11 protein-coding genes are annotated in these 16,166 nt (G+C 36.9%); 9 read left to right on the top strand and 2 right to left on the bottom strand.

Annotation, left to right across the window (positions count from 1 at the left end; genetic code table 11):
• Window positions 1–643 precede the first annotated feature (643 nt).
• The gene (locus tag ACFILW_RS00610; RefSeq protein WP_375684919.1) at window positions 644–1,618 is read right to left on the bottom strand and encodes a tail fiber protein; all 975 of its coding nucleotides are present in this window, start codon (window positions 1,616–1,618) and stop codon (window positions 644–646) included.
• 1,832 nt (window positions 1,619–3,450) lie between these two features.
• Here ACFILW_RS00610 and thiC point away from each other — a divergent pair.
• The 9 genes from thiC (at window position 3,451) to ACFILW_RS00565 (ending at window position 15,160) form a co-directional block, all read left to right on the top strand.
• On the top strand, window positions 3,451–5,286 hold the full coding sequence (gene thiC, locus ACFILW_RS00605) for a phosphomethylpyrimidine synthase ThiC (RefSeq protein ID WP_375684918.1): 1,836 nt from the start codon (window positions 3,451–3,453) through the stop codon (window positions 5,284–5,286).
• Window positions 5,283–6,233 carry an FAD-dependent oxidoreductase gene (locus ACFILW_RS00600; protein ID WP_375684917.1) on the top strand — a complete coding sequence of 317 codons (951 nt, stop codon included), beginning with the start codon at window positions 5,283–5,285 and terminating at the stop codon, window positions 6,231–6,233. Before thiC ends, ACFILW_RS00600 begins: the two co-directional genes overlap by 4 nt.
• 3 nt (window positions 6,234–6,236) lie before the next feature.
• Window positions 6,237–6,434 (top strand): sulfur carrier protein ThiS, encoded by a 198-nt coding sequence (thiS, locus tag ACFILW_RS00595; RefSeq protein WP_273791115.1) that lies wholly within the window; start codon window positions 6,237–6,239, stop codon window positions 6,432–6,434.
• A gap of 4 nt (window positions 6,435–6,438) precedes the next feature.
• Entirely contained in the window at window positions 6,439–7,212 is a 774-nt protein-coding gene (locus ACFILW_RS00590) for a thiazole synthase (RefSeq protein WP_375611200.1), read from the top strand.
• Entirely contained in the window at window positions 7,209–7,814 is a 606-nt protein-coding gene (locus tag ACFILW_RS00585; RefSeq protein ID WP_375622232.1) for a thiamine phosphate synthase, read from the top strand. The genes ACFILW_RS00590 and ACFILW_RS00585 overlap by 4 nt, the downstream gene beginning before the upstream one ends.
• Window positions 7,805–8,563, top strand: coding sequence for a hydroxymethylpyrimidine/phosphomethylpyrimidine kinase (locus ACFILW_RS00580; protein ID WP_375684916.1), 759 nt, complete (start codon window positions 7,805–7,807; stop codon window positions 8,561–8,563). Before ACFILW_RS00585 ends, ACFILW_RS00580 begins: the two co-directional genes overlap by 10 nt.
• A gap of 448 nt (window positions 8,564–9,011) precedes the next feature.
• Entirely contained in the window at window positions 9,012–9,851 is an 840-nt protein-coding gene (locus ACFILW_RS00575) for a uracil-DNA glycosylase family protein (protein WP_375622234.1), read from the top strand.
• 73 nt (window positions 9,852–9,924) lie between these two features.
• Entirely contained in the window at window positions 9,925–12,552 is a 2,628-nt protein-coding gene (gene pepN, locus ACFILW_RS00570; RefSeq protein ID WP_375684915.1) for an aminopeptidase N, read from the top strand.
• Between the two features lie 286 nt (window positions 12,553–12,838).
• Window positions 12,839–15,160: an ATP-binding protein gene (locus tag ACFILW_RS00565; RefSeq protein WP_375684914.1), complete on the top strand. Its 2,322-nt coding sequence runs from the start codon at window positions 12,839–12,841 to the stop codon at window positions 15,158–15,160.
• Here the strand turns inward: ACFILW_RS00565 and ACFILW_RS00560 are convergent.
• Window positions 15,157–15,681: a methylated-DNA--[protein]-cysteine S-methyltransferase gene (locus ACFILW_RS00560; protein ID WP_375622237.1), complete on the bottom strand. Its 525-nt coding sequence runs from the start codon at window positions 15,679–15,681 to the stop codon at window positions 15,157–15,159. The two genes, ACFILW_RS00565 and ACFILW_RS00560, sit on opposite strands and share 4 nt — an antisense overlap.
• Window positions 15,682–16,166 lie beyond the last annotated feature (485 nt).

Raw genomic sequence — 16,166 nt, 5'->3', positions numbered from 1 at the left:
TATACTGATATTTTTTACTTTTCTCTCTCTATTAAAAAATTGTTTATTGGCATATCACAATGCAAAAACAATGCGGAATATAGGGAGGAAGAGAGAATATAGAAATAGCGTTTGTCTTCTGCTTCACAGGCATAATGATGATTCCACTCAAAGGAGTACTATCATTTATAGATAAAGCCTCCACCATGGCAATGCAAAGAAATGAAATCGACAACAAGGTGAAAGATATCTTTATAAAGTGAATTAACTCATACGGGGGATGCTGTTTTTGTACAAAAAACGCTAAAAATATTGTACTTTTTTATGCCTCAGGTTGAATAATTTTATCACCTTACCCCTTATCAAAACACCTTATGAAAAAATATATCTCCAGATCTCTTCACGGCACAGTTTAAATGATTTTTACACATTTTTTCTATGTTATCATACAATTATAAAAAAGTTATGATTTTCTTTTTCTTATAATAAATTATATCCTTAACTCTTTTTTTTTAATCATTTTTAAATTGTTTTTTAACTCTCTCAAGTATCCTATTAACAATATAGATTTCCTCTTCAATATATATATATGAAAATAACGCGGAATTGCTCCGCGTTAACAAAATTATCAAGGTGTATGGATTATTCTATGACCCGACCATACTCATGATTTTATAGCATAGACAACGGTTGTATTAACAGGGCGCGTTTCTGCCTCACCCGTATGGGAAAGAGTTACCTTGTGTGTATGTGCACCAGCAGAATCTGTTCTCCCTTTCAGGGTCGCATTATAAGTATAATGATTCGGGAGTCTCCCAATATCACCAACGGGCCATCCTACCCCTTGATACTCAAAATTATGCGCATGCTCGCCTGCGTTTTCAATACTCCCAATATGCGTATGTGATTTTATGCTATCTTGTTGTTCATCTGCAAACTTTCTACCACCATCTAAACCCCGACCATTATCAAAGCCGCGTAAAAACATGCCTCTAAAATCAGGAACTTTAAAAGTTTTATTGCTGTCTTTTCCCCATTTATCACCTATTGCCTTGAATAACTGCGGATAATCTTCACGCTTATAGGCCTTACCATCACATAAAAGCCAACCATTTGGCACATTTTGCATAGCAAATGTTGCAATGAATCCAGAGGGGAAACTTTCTATCTTTGGTGGTGTAGGGTTTAATAAATACCAACCCTCATGCTCTTTTATTAAAACACCATTATTGTATACCATTTCATAAATGCCATCTGTTTGAAATTCTCCACCTTCTAATGGTATAATCCCCGCATCAGTGGCTTTATAGATAAGCTTTTCTCCTATATTATTAACAGTTATTGTTGTCACGCCAATATTTACACCACAAGCTTTAAAACGTATGACGATATCATTGTTGTATTTCTTTATAGGCGAAACTGTCTTTAAAGTAATTAATGTTGTTTTATCATCCACATTTACTGTAAAGCTTGAATTAATAGATCCACCATTATCTGCAAGATATTCGCGCACGCGCTGCATCATCGCCCGTGCACTATCATTAACAGAACTAGGCGGCTGACCTTCTGCCCAATTAATGATACTATCTGAATAAGCATTTTCATCAGCCTTTAGAGACCAATCGTAAATATTAGACATTTTAAATCCCCCAATTATTTTCATAGTTTTTCTAACAATTTCTCGTTCTGTGCACTAAAATGTGCTGCCGCTGTTGATGGGTACATCATAACCACTGCACCATCCGTATTTACGCATTTTATCTCTCTTCACTCCTTCCAATTTTATAACCTAAATTCACCAGACGCTTTTCATAACATTAGTATTAATGCTTTCTCTTCTAATGTATAATGTAACCACCTCATCTGATGTTACTTAATATCTTGCTTTGTTCTTATTATATAATTATTTTTCAAATCTTGCATCTTGTTGCAAAATTTATAAATACTATTCAAAATTTTTCTTATTATGGATTTCATATAACCATTATTGAATATAGTAACTTATCATCCACATAAAAAATTTCTGACTTAAACATTATCTTTTTTTATTTTTTTCAATAGTTTAAATCTATCTCGTCGATATTTTATACCATATATTTTAAACAAAGAAATTCTATCTTTTGGCTATCATTTGTATTAAAACTTTAAAAATTAGCTTCAGATTTTTTGCATGCTTCATTATGTTTTTATTCACACGCAGATACTTTGTTCTATTTTATTCAATTTCTTCCTGAAATTGTGTCACAAGATTAGCACCAATGTTTTTTGAATAAGCTTTTGTTCAATCTAAATGTATCATAGAGAATATATTCACTATGGACATTTGCTCCACACTTTCATTGAACTGGAAATGAAATACTTTGAAATATCAAATATCACATACCTTCACAAAACTTGAAGGTTGTATCCGACCCGGAAAAAATTAAAAAGCCCAACCTCGGCCCTCCCCCAATTTTTATGAACAATATCCTTGTTTTTTAAACGCCCCATAACCAACTTTCCCCCTCCCACACTTAGCACATCTCCCTCTATATATTATTATATGTATATTTTTTTTGCAAGAACAATAAATCATTCTAAACAACATCTTGCAATTATTGGTATTCTTCTTAATTCATGGCAATATTATTAAAGATTAGGTATTGTTTCACGCTTTTGTTTATCGCATTCTTAATGGGAACATCCCCCTCATGAAGAATAGAATGCTCCAAACAAAATATAATGATAGTGCATATTACGCACTTTTTTAAGAAATATTGCTCAAAATATACTCCTTTTATTTTACGACAGCGCACGTCAATAATAAAATAGTAAGCCATTATAGATCATCAGCGTTAAGCTTTTGAAGATACAAGCTGGAACCCATTATACATTTTGTTGGCCCTACGTTTTGACAGTCCTCACATCTTAGAATGTTCATTAAATGACATTTGGCTTCCTTTCTTCAAGTGTTTTGCCCCATACGCCCCCACTTATGACGTGCAAGGAAGTGATTTTATATGAAAAGATGTATGATGAGAGAATCTTATGGTATTCTGAGTTATTATTTTAATATGAAAAAATCTCAATCAGAGCCATAAACTATCTAATTTTTCCCTGATAATCCGTTTTTAACTTTATTCTGGTTTATAAAAGCTTCAATATCATAGTTTATCACTTCATAATATCTATTTTCACTTAAAAAAAACACACCAAAATCGTTTAAAATATATTTTTATGATTGACAATATAGATATTTAAGCCAACCATATTCGTATTAACAAAAATACTTCAAGTGGGAGGAGGCATGCAAATATTAGAATAGATATTGTATCAATTTTCAAAGTAACTTTTCTTGAGCTGTATTGGATTTTCTTTGCTACAAAGCAATATTATTCCTATTCGCCCGAATGCTCGTGATTGATAATTTGAATACATCTCCATTAACATCGCAACCTATTTTTGAACTCTGTGTCTATAAGGAAAAAGTTTGTGCAGAAAAATACTCCATCAATCAGTTGTAGCCCCTTTCCCTCTTCACGCAAAATTTATCAACAGAGCCTTCTCTTTTCTGATGTGCGCGTACCATTGCGTGAAATTTCACTGACTGATGGCAGTGGTGAAAAACCTTTAAACGTCTACGATACTTCTGGCCCCTATACAGATAAAGACATGATCATTGATATTACAAAAGGCTTGCCAGCAATTAGCTTACCTTGGCTCTCTAAGCGGGATGATACTGAAACTTATCCTGCACGATCAGTGAAACCTGAAGATAATGGATTGGCTTCTGATAAAAACCTTACACCAGCCTTTAAACAAAAACGTCCCATTTTACGAGCAAAACATGGCAAAGCAATTACACAAATGGCTTATGCGCGCGCAGGCATTATTACAGCGGAAATGGAATATGTGGCTATACGAGAAAATGAAGGATTAGCAGTAAAAGAACGGCAGAATGTACCATCAAATGAAACATTTTCTGGATCAATACCAGAAATTTATACTGCCGAATTTGTTCGCAATGAAATTGCTTGTGGACGCGCCATTATTCCACAAAACATTAATCATCCAGAGTGCGAACCCATGATTATTGGGCGTAATTTCCGTGTTAAAATTAATGCCAATATTGGCAATTCAGCAGTAACGTCATCTATGGAAGAAGAAGTTGATAAAATGGTTTGGGCCATTCGCTGGGGAGCAGATACAGTTATGGATCTCTCTACAGGTCGAAATATTCATAATATTCGTGAGTGGATTATTCGAAATGCCCCTGTTCCTATTGGAACTGTTCCACTTTATCAAGCACTCGAAAAAGTACAGGGTGTTGCCGAAAACTTAACATGGGATATTTTCCGTGATACCCTTATTGAGCAAGCAGAGCAAGGTGTTGATTATTTTACCATTCATGCGGGATTAAGATTACCTTTTATCCCTTTGACCGTTGATCGGGTAACAGGTATTGTTTCACGAGGCGGTTCTATTATGGCAAAATGGTGTCTCCATCATCACAAAGAAAGCTTTCTCTATGAACATTTTGATGAAATTTGTGATATTGCAAAAACATATGATATCTCTCTTTCATTAGGAGATGGGTTACGCCCTGGCTCTATTGCCGATGCCAATGATGAGGCCCAATTTGCAGAGCTTAAAACCTTGGGAGAATTGACAAAAATTGCTTGGAAAAAGGATGTACAGGTTATGATTGAAGGACCAGGACATGTCCCAATGCACAAAATTAAAGAAAATATGGAGCAACAATTAGATCTTTGTCATGAGGCGCCTTTTTATACTTTGGGACCTCTTACAACGGACATTGCTCCTGGTTATGACCATATTACATCAGCAATTGGTGCCGCTATGATTGGATGGTTTGGAACTGCTATGTTGTGTTATGTAACACCTAAAGAACACCTAGGACTCCCCGATAGGAATGATGTAAAAACTGGTGTGATCACTTATAAAATTGCTGCTCATGCCGCTGACCTTGCTAAAGGTTTGCCTAGAGCACAATTGCGCGATAATGCTCTTTCGCGTGCACGATTTGATTTTAGATGGCACGATCAATTTAACCTTTCTCTTGATCCAGAAACAGCCTGTGCCTTTCATGATGAGACAATGCCTAAAGAAGCCCATAAATTGGTGCATTTTTGTTCCATGTGTGGACCAAAATTCTGTTCTATGCGTATTTCCCATGATATTCGTGAGGCAGCTGCAATAAGAAAAACAAAAGGGGAAGGTATGATCGCCATGGCCGAAAAATATCAGAAAAATGGCGACCTTTATATGGAAATTGTTCCTCCTCAAAAAAAGAAAGTAAATAGTTGAAGAACATTCTTATCAAAGGTGCAGGTGTAGGCGGCTTAACAGCTGCCTTTATGTTACAGCAAAAAGGTGCTTCTGTTACTGTATCGGCCCCCCCTCATTCACCTATAGGAAGTGCTAGTTGGTATGCAGGAGGAATGCTTGCACCTTACTGTGAAAGGGAAAGTGCAGAACAAATTGTTGAAGATCTTGGTGTACAAGCTATACAATGGTGGCGTAAAACGCTCCCAAACCTTGTCATACAAAAAGGCACTTTAGTGGTTGCACCTACACGAGATAGAGGAGAGCTTGAACGATTTTCTGTGCGTACGCATAATCACAAAACCGTAGATAATACAGAAATAGCTCATCTTGAACCAGATCTTGCGGAACGTTTTAACTGTGCACTCTTTTATGAAAATGAAGCCCATATTGATCCTCGCAAAGCACTTATGACTTTAAAAGAAAAGCTTCTCAACAATGGAGCCTGTTTTGTTGATGTAGAAATAGCTGAAAAAAATTTTGATATTGTTATTGATGCGACAGGAATAGCACGTTTAGGAAAAGATAAAAATATACGGGGCGTACGCGGTGAAATGCTTCTCGTGCGCTGCACCGATATTAAAATTTCGCGTCCAATTCGTCTTCTTCACCCACGGTTTCCTCTCTACATTGTACCTCGACAAGATAATATTTTTATGATTGGTGCAACGATGATTGAAAGTGACTTTGATGGTGCAATCTCTGTAAGATCAATGATGGAACTGCTCAACGCGGCTTATACTTTACATCCTGCTTTTGCTGAAGCAGAAATTATTGAATCTGGCGTTGGTGTTCGTCCATGTTATCCTAATAACTTCCCTTCTGTGCATAAAGATGGTAACTTTATTTCTATTAATGGATTTTATAGACATGGTTTTCTGTTGTCTCCAGAAATGGCAAAACGAGCAATGAAATTGGCATTGGAATAAAGCATGCAAATATTTGTTAATGGTGAAACAGTCCAAACAGAAGTTATGACTCTCGGTCTCTTGCTTGAAGAATTGGGGTATGAAGGAAATTGGCTTGCAACTGCTGTTAACGCTGAAGTTGTTCCCATAGATGCGCGAAGCCAATTTGTCTTGCATGAAGGAGATAAAATTGAAATTTTAAGCCCAATGCAAGGAGGCTAAAATTATGCTGAATCTTTATGGACGACAATTCTCTTCCCGTCTTCTATTAGGTACAGCGCAATATCCTTCACCAGCAATCCTTCGTGATGCTATTCATAAATCGAATACGGAAATTGTAACTGTTTCCTTGCGCCGTGAAACTGCAGGTGGAAAACAAGGTGGACAATTTTGGAAATTTCTTCAAGAACTTGGGGTAACAGTGCTTCCTAATACTGCTGGTTGTTATACTGTTAAAGAGGCCGTAACCACAGCCCAATTAGCAAGAGATCTTTTTAAAACGGCTTGGATTAAACTCGAAATTATCGGTAATTCAGATACCTTACAGCCAAATATTTTTTCCTTAATCGAAGCTGCTCAAATTTTAAACAATGAAGGTTTCAAAATTTTTGCCTATACAACGGATGATCTCATTGTTGCTGAAAAACTTTTTGACATTGGTTGCCGTGTTATTATGCCTTGGTGTGCTCCTATTGGTTCTGCCAAAGGACCTCATAATACTGATGGATTGCGTTCTATCCGTGCTTACCTTCCTGATGCTACTCTTGTTATTGATGCCGGCATTGGACGCCCATCACATGCCGCCATTGCGATGGAACTCGGTTATGATGCAGTACTGCTTAATACCGCAGTTGCTAAAGCAGCTGATCCTGTTTTGATGGCTGAAGCATTTTCTAAAGCTGTTCAAGCAGGACGTATGGGATATAAAGCTGGCATGATCGAAGCACGCAATGTAGCAGTCCCTTCAACACCAATCATTGGAAAAGCAGTATTTTCATGAAACTGGATCCTTTTTACCTCATCGTTGATAACGCTGATTGGATTGAACGTTTGCTTCCTCTTGGCATCAAGCTCGTACAATTGCGTATGAAACATGAAAATCAACAAATAATCCGTCAACATATTAAGCGTGCAAAAAACATATGCAATAAATTGGGAGCACAATTAATTATTAATGATCATTGGGAAATAGCAATTGATGAAAAGTGTAATTTTATTCATCTGGGACAAGAAGACCTAAGCAATGCTGATCTTCACGCAATTCGTAAAAGTGGTATAAAAATTGGTCTTAGTACACATGATGAACATGAATTGGATATCGCACTCTCTGCTAATCCTGAGTATATTGCACTTGGTCCTATTTATCCGACAATCTTAAAAAAAATGAAATGGATGCCGCAAGGACTAGAGAAAATCAAACAATGGAGAAAGCGGATTGGTGCTTTACCTTTGGTGGGTATTGGTGGTTTAACACCAGAACGCGCAGTTGGTGTTTTAAAAGCAGGAGCAAATAGTGCTGCTGTTGTGACTGATATTATCCTCCATAAAAAACCTGAAGAGCGTGTACAACAGTGGATAAAAGTGACACAAACATGGCGTTGATACCTTCCATTCTTATTGTTGCGGGCACTGATCCAACAGGAGGTGCTGGTATTGTTCGTGATATAGAAACCTCTGCGCATTTTCAAATAAAAGCAAATTTAGCAATTACTTGTGTTAACGTACAAGATGATAATCGCGTTGTCGAAATCATTCCAATGCGTGGAGACCTCGTCGCTGCGCAAATGCGTGCTGCCCTAGATGCAAATCCAATAAGCGCAATAAAAATCGGTATGACGGGGACAAAAGCAATTATAGCAGCAATCTGTAACGTACTCAAAGACTATCCCCATGTTCCAGTTATTTTGGACCCTGTACTTGTCGCTTCATCAGGAGGAAAACTAATAACGGAAACAATCATCGACACTATGATCGATAAACTGCTTCCTCATGTTGATCTTTTAACACCGAATAGAGAAGAACTCGCTCTTCTTAGCCAAAGTCCATTGGCATCTCATGATAAGCAAGCAATACAACAAGCAAAAAAACTTTTGTCATTGGGAGCTCGCTCTATTTTAGTAAAAGGGGGACATGCGGAGGGGCCTCTTGCAATTGATAGCTTCATTGACAAAACTGAAGTCATAAATATCTCTACTCCACGTTTAAAAGGAACAATGCGAGGAACAGGTTGCATTCTCTCAAGCGCTATTGCAGCGCATTTAGCATTAAATGAACCTCTCATTTCAGCGGTAAAAAAAGCAAAAGAATATATCCACACATTGCTTTTAACCCATTGTAAAAATAGTTTATAACGTCTTAGTATTTTTCTCATATCAAATTAATATTTATATATTTCAATTAATATATTTATTTTTAATAAAAATTATTTAAAAAATATAATAATAAAAAAAATTTATACTTTATTTTATAAATAAAATACTACAAAAGTAACTTTCATTAAGTATTAAATATAGAATATAATGATAACAAATATTATAACACCACTTGCATTCAGTGAAAAATTCTTTTATTATGAATGAGTTTAGTCTGTTTAAAAAGCTGAAATAGCGTAATTTAAACAAATTGTACATTTAGATATGTATATAATCGCGAACACTCGCATTTTACGATTTGCCTTTTTTGTGAAAAGAGAGAATTTTATCAGCGTTCTTATACATTAATGGCTAGCGAATACATTTAATAAAACTTGAAGGATAATTTTGTTTGATCTATAATCGCTAGATCATTAGAAAAAGTAAAATGTTAAATCAAACGCCGTGCTCAATTTCCTATGAAGAACTCTTAAACTTTTATAAAGAAAGTGGTGCGGATGCCGTTCTGACGGATTTCCCTATTGATCGTTTTAAGCAGTCTGCTTGTTCAGAGAAAAAATTAATATCTGTCGTGAACATTTCTCATAATCAACAAGCATCTGCCAAAACATCTCCAACCGTAAAATTAGATCATCATCAGCTGCATAACTCTAGGACTATACAAAATGAATCCACAGCTATAGAGAGTGCAAAAAGTGCCAAGACACTTGATGAATTAAAATCTGCTCTCCTTGCATTTAATGGCTGTTCATTAAAATTGACAGCAAAAAATACCTGTTTTTCAGATGGAACAGCAGGAAGCCCCCTGATGCTTATAGGCGAAGCACCAGGACGAGACGAGGATATACAAGGAATTCCTTTTGTGGGAAAAGCCGGGATGTTGCTTAATAAAATCCTCGCATCAATTGGCTTAACAAGAAATAATGTTTACATTGCCAACACTATTCCTTGGCGTCCGCCAGGAAATCGTACACCAACACCAAGAGAAGTTGCCTTGTGCCGCCCTTTTATTGAACGGCACATTTATTTAGCGCGTCCTCGTGTTCTTATAGCACTGGGAGGTGTTGCTGCACAGTTTCTTACTGGATCTCAAAATGGGATTATCCGTACAAGAGGGAAATGGCATATCTATGAAAGCGAGGATAATATAAAAATACCTGTTATGCCAACTTTCCACCCAGCTTACCTTCTTAGAACCCCTAGTCAAAAGAAGCTTACATGGATAGACTTCTTAGAAGTAAAAAATCGCCTCGACAGCCTTTTGTAATTCTTTAATCCTATCTTGCTTCTAAAATTAACACACCCTTCTTTAACTCTTAAAATACAAATGGGAAAAAACTATGAAACAGCCAATAACATCTATTTATCGTTTGGAAGACTACCAACCAACCCCTTACGTTATCCCTAAAACACAACTTTCTTTCCAATTGGCACCGACAAAAACCTATGTTACAGCCATATTGTCTATTGAATCCCGTCACGATACAAAAGAATTAACACCTCTTGTTCTTTCTGGTGATGATCTTACTTTAATTTCCGTTTCTATTAATGATGAGATATTAGCCCCTAACACTTATAAAGTGACGCCTTCACGTTTAGAAATTACAACGCCACCAACGGCTCCTTTTACATTGAAATTGGTTACAGAACTGAATCCTGAAAGCAACCGCCAACTTATGGGGCTTTACCTTTCAAATGGTGTTTATTGCTCACAATGCGAATCGGAAGGTTTTCGTCGTATTACTTATTTTTACGACCGCCCAGATGTTCTTTCTACCTATAGAGTGAAAATTGAAGCAGATTCTCAAACAATCCCAATCTTGCTTTCAAATGGTAATCTGGTGGAAACAGGAATTTTAGAGAATAATCGCCATTTTGCCATTTGGGAAGATCCTTATCCCAAACCATCTTATCTCTTTGCTTTAGTAGGTGGAGATCTTGATAAGTTAGAAGACCATTTTACAACTGTATCTGGACGACGTATCGAGCTTGGTATCTATGTAGAAAAAGGAAAAACCGAACGCGCAACCTATGCAATGGATGCTCTTAAACGTTCCATGCGTTGGGATGAACAATGTTTCGGACGCGAATATGATCTTGATATTTTCAATATTGTCGCTGTGTCCGACTTTAACATGGGAGCAATGGAAAACAAAGGCCTTAACGTTTTTAATGATAAATATGTTCTTGTCGATCCTGAAACAGCAACCGATCAGGATTATAGAAATGTTGAACGTGTCATTGCACATGAATATTTCCATAATTGGAGCGGTAATCGTGTTACCTGTCGCGATTGGTTTCAACTCTGTTTAAAAGAAGGATTCACTGTTTATCGTGATCAGGAATTTTCATCAGATCAAAATGTACGCAGCCTACAGCGAATTGAAAATGTAAAAGCATTAAAAGCGACGCAATTTGCAGAAGATGCAGGACCTCTTGCGCATCCTGTACGTCCTCGTCAATATAGCCAAATTAATAATTTTTACACCACAACTGTTTATGAAAAAGGTGCTGAAGTTGTTCGCATGATACGAACTATTTTAGGTCCTACTCTTTTTCGTAAAGGCACTGATCTTTATTTTCAACGTCATGATGGACAAGCTTGTACAATTGAAGATTTTATTACCTGTTTTGCTGAAGTGTCTGGTCAAGACTTCTCCCAATTCATGCTATGGTATGAACAGGCAGGAACACCCAATGTAGAAATCGATAGTCATTATAGCGATGGTGTTTTAACAATTCATGCAAAGCAACATATTCCCGCAACCCCACAACAAAATACAAAAAAGCCCATGCTTATCCCTATCGTATTTGGCTTGTTAGGACCTAACGGAGAAAACCTCACCTATGAAGCAGATACAGATATTCAATCAGATGTTATGCTTTTATCCAAGGAAAGCCAAACCTTTACATTAAAGGGACTGCGTGAAAAACCCGTTTTATCACTGCTGCGAGACTTTTCAGCACCAATCATTCTACACACGCCATTCAATGAAAGAGAACTTATTTTTCTTGCACAACATGATGACAATCACATCAATCGCTGGCAATCTCTTAATCATTTAATGACGCAAGCTTTGATTCAAAGCATTCAAGATAAAACACAAGAAAAAGCAACATTCCCTTCTGCTTTGCTAAAGCTGATTGAAACGATCATAATAGATGAAACCTTAGAGCCTGAATTTCGTGCCTTCTGTTTAAATTTACCTAGTGAAGTTGAGCTTGCTCATACAATCGGTAAAAATATTGACCCAGATCGTATTCATTGTGTCCGCAATCAGTTTTTAGTTTCACTTGCACAAACCCATCAAGAGCTCTTAACAAAATTCTATGAACAAATGCAAACCCAAGAGCCCTATTCACCAAACACTGCACAAGCTGGAAAGCGAGCATTAAAGAATATCATACTGGATTATCTTTCCATTGCTGAAGCCAATCCAAATCGTGCTGCTATACAATATGCAACAGCTGATAATATGACTGACCGTATGGCGAGTATCGCTGTTCTCGTGAAGCGTTTTAATGAAAGTGCGCAGGCACAAAATGCCTTAAATGATTTTGAAAACCGTTATCAGCATGACCCTTTGGTCATGGATAAATGGTTTTCTATTCAAGCAATGGTTGCTGGCACATCAACACTTGAGAATGTTCAAAAGCTCATGCAACATCCGCTGTTTTCACAAGATAATCCTAATCGTGTACGTTCTCTAATCGGTGTTTTTGCCTCTAACAATCTCACGGGCTTTAACAGGATGGATGGAGCATCTTATCATTTTCTTTGCCAAGTCATTTTGGAAATTGACAAAAAAAATCCACAGCTTGCTTCACGATTATTAACAATGATGCGCTCTTGGCGACAATTAGAACCTATTCGACAACAAAAACTTGAAACTGAATTAAAAATGATTGCTGCTGCGCCAAAATTATCAAGCGATGTTGCTGATATCATTAATCGTCTGCTTACTTGAAACAAAAAATTATTTTAAATCAATATGCTATAATATTTTTTAAAATAAATTCTATAAACTATTCGATCATCATTAAATCTATAAACAGGCAATCTAAGCCTGTTTATAGGTCACGTTTAAAGTGCTTTTTTCTTTTCATATTCCAAAATCATAAAAGTAAAATTATTTTTTTAAAAAAAAAGACTGGACAGAAGACTCCTGTTTTGATTCATTGCACTCGATGGGGTTACTATGAATATCGAAGCAGTTTTTAAATCACATTATTCCAAAATTAAAGGAACGCGAGATGGCTAAATTGGACGCATATAATGCGCCAAGGGAGGTGTATGCTGATTCAAAATCAAGCGCTCAAAGTCGCAAGGAGCGGACAGAGCGTACCAATCTGTTTTCTGGTCCTGCCTATCAAAAACTTCTTTTTATTGAACCTTGGCTGCGACGTTCACTCCCATTTGTAATTCTTGCATTTCTTGTTACGCTAGCAGCGATCCGTTTCCTATCAATCTATGATTGGCGCAACACAATTGATAAAAACACGCATTCTACCATCACTCTCTTAGCTTCTCATATTACCAATACGATTGACCGTGACTTACTTACCGCCGCTCGACAAGGAAAAACTGCTGCTCTTTCTCATAATCATTTACAAAATATCCTAACTAATTTTCGTAACAAAGGTCTTATAAAAACCAGCGCTGTTATTGCTATTGTCGATCAAAAAGGCAATGTCCTAGCTTCATCAAGTTCCGAGATTGTCTTAGGAAAACCCTTACAGGATTTTACCTCTGAAAGCATTGCTTTACAAGCTCTAGGAAAACATGCTGGAATCATGAAAATTACAATAGGAAAAGATATTCCTGCTCTCGCTTCCTTTCAGCAAACAGAAAATGGACAATATGGGGTATTCATCAGTGAAAAAATGCAACATATTTACATGGAATGGCGGAAAGCTCTCTCGTTAAATATAACCATGTTCATTGGAACTAGTGGCGTTATCCTTGCTCTTCTTTATGCTTATTACAACCAAATTGTACGAGCACGCAAAACAGATCTTGTTTCAGAAAAAATTCAAAACCGTATTGATATGGCAATGATGCGTGGACGCTGTGGACTATGGGATTGGAATATGGCAAGTGGACGCGTCTACTGGTCACGAGCAATGTACGAAATGCTCGGCTATGTCCCTCAAGATGCATTGCTCTCAATTTCCCAAATTAGCGCCATTATCAATCCAAATGATGCGAATTTTTTTGACCTTGCTCAGGAATTAATGAGCGGTAAAAAAAAGCATATCGATATTAACGTTCCTATGCGTCATGCTGATGGTCATTATGTATGGATGCGTATTCGTGCCGAAGTGACTGAAGAAGAAGAACCCCATTTGGTTGGTATTTCCTTCGATATTAGTGAACAGCAACAATTGGCTGAACAAACGGCGCAAGCCGACCTTCGTATCCGTGATGCGATTGAAAACATTTCAGAATCTTTCGTCTTGTGGGATGCTGAAGGACGTTTAGTCATGTCCAACAGCAAATTTTGCGAATATGCCGCTATTCCTAAACAAATTCTCCAATCAGGTATCCAACGTGCAACCGTCGAAGCCATGGCACGCCCTGCTCTCAGTGAATATCCCCTTAAAGATGATGGTACTGGTAACTTAACCAGTATTCGCCAAACGGCAGATGGTTGTTGGCTCAAAATTAACGAACGTCGAACCCAAGATGGAGGTTTAGTTTGTATTGGGACTGACATTTCTGAGCTTAAACAACAACAGGAAAAATTTGAAGACAGTGAAAGGCGTCTTTTTTCTTTCATTCAAGAACTCAAGCGCGCGCGAGGGAGTGCTCAACAACGCGCAACAGAAGTTGAAAAACTTAATAAAAGTTTGAAAGCAGAAAAAGAACGCGCCGAAAGTGCTAATAAGGCTAAATCAGAATTTTTAGCCAATATGTCTCATGAATTGCGCACGCCTCTGAATGCTATTCTTGGTTTTTCAGACATCATGTTGCAATCGACTTTTGGTCCTCTTGGTTCACAACGCTATAAGGAATATATGCATGATATTTACAATTCAGGAACCCATCTTCTAACCCTTATCAATGACATCCTTGATATGTCAAAAATCGAAGCAGGAAGATTTACGCTTGATTGTAAAAATACCGATCTTGAGCCCATCATTAGTGAAGCAGTACGAACACTAACGCCTCAAGCTCAAGAAAAAAATATTGTTGTTACAACAAACATTACCCCAGAACTTCATGCTGAAGTTGATGGTCGTGCAATGAAACAGATTTTCCTTAATCTCATCTCTAATGCCGTTAAATTTACGCCTTCTGGTGGAAATATTGATGTCTGCGCTTTCAAGAAAAAAAATAACCTTATTTTTAAAATTACAGATACAGGCGTTGGTATTCCCCAATCAGCAATTAAAAAACTTGGGCAACCTTTTGAACAAGTCGAAAATCAGCTCACTAAATCTCATACGGGCTCAGGTCTTGGATTAGCCATTTCACGCTCCTTGCTAGAACTCCACAAAGGAAAACTTGAAATTACTTCAAAAGAAATGAAAGGAACAACTGTAACGATTATAATGCCCATCACACAAAGTTAAATTTTTCCATTTTGTTCCCGTTGTAGTAAAATCTGTTTCCGTTTGTCCCCCCAACGATACCCTGAAATAAAACCATTTTTACGCACAACACGATGACACGGAATGATAATAGCCAATTCGTTACGTGCACAGGCATGAGCAACGGCACGAAAAGCTTTCGGCATACCAATACGGCATGCTAAGATCTCATATGAAATTGTTTCACCACATGGTATATCACATAATACTGCCCATACTTGTCGTTGAAAAACTGTACCATTTATATCTAAGGGAAAATTATATTTTTTTACCAGCTTAGGTGTTTCTATCATGGCTATAATATGGGCAACTTCTCTCTTAAATGTATTGTCACCTACAACTTGTTGTGCATCACCAAAGCGTATCGTAAACTCCTGTAATAATTGCTCTACAGTGTCTCCTAACGCACTATGACAAATCCCTTTTTGAGACCTAGCCACCAAAAGCTTTCCTATTGATACATCTTTCAGACAGAATACTCTCGTTTGGGAAATATTCAGCATTTTAGTCTTCTTTATATTTTAAAAAGTTTTGAACATCATCCATAAAGTAAAGGGAGAGTATTCACTATCTTTTAAAAACAAACAAAATCATTCTGAAATTATATCCTTAGCCATTGTATTAAACACTCTCACTTTTTTATGAAATGGAAAGATACATAGATTGACTTTCTTCCTACCCTAAAACGGAAACTTCGACCAGAGCTGATCTATCAACAATCTTGCTTTTTATATAACAGATTCCAACTGAAACTATTTGATATGGTTTATTTCATAAGCTCTCTACAGACAAATCCTGCTCTGAATTCTATCATATACTCTAACAAAAACACCTTAATGTGGTAAAGTTTCATACCTTATATCACAACTCTAAACGGCAGTATTTTACGGAACAACACGATAAGCTTCCCATTTTATTTTACGAAATCCCATCGAACCATAAATAATAGCTTATGTTTTACAAGCAACAGAAAAAGCGCGTGCTCTCT

This window comes from Bartonella sp. TT110JLCBS (assembly GCF_042193405.1).
GTDB lineage: Bacteria > Pseudomonadota > Alphaproteobacteria > Rhizobiales > Rhizobiaceae > Bartonella.
This window is presented reverse-complemented; position numbering and strand designations above follow the sequence as displayed.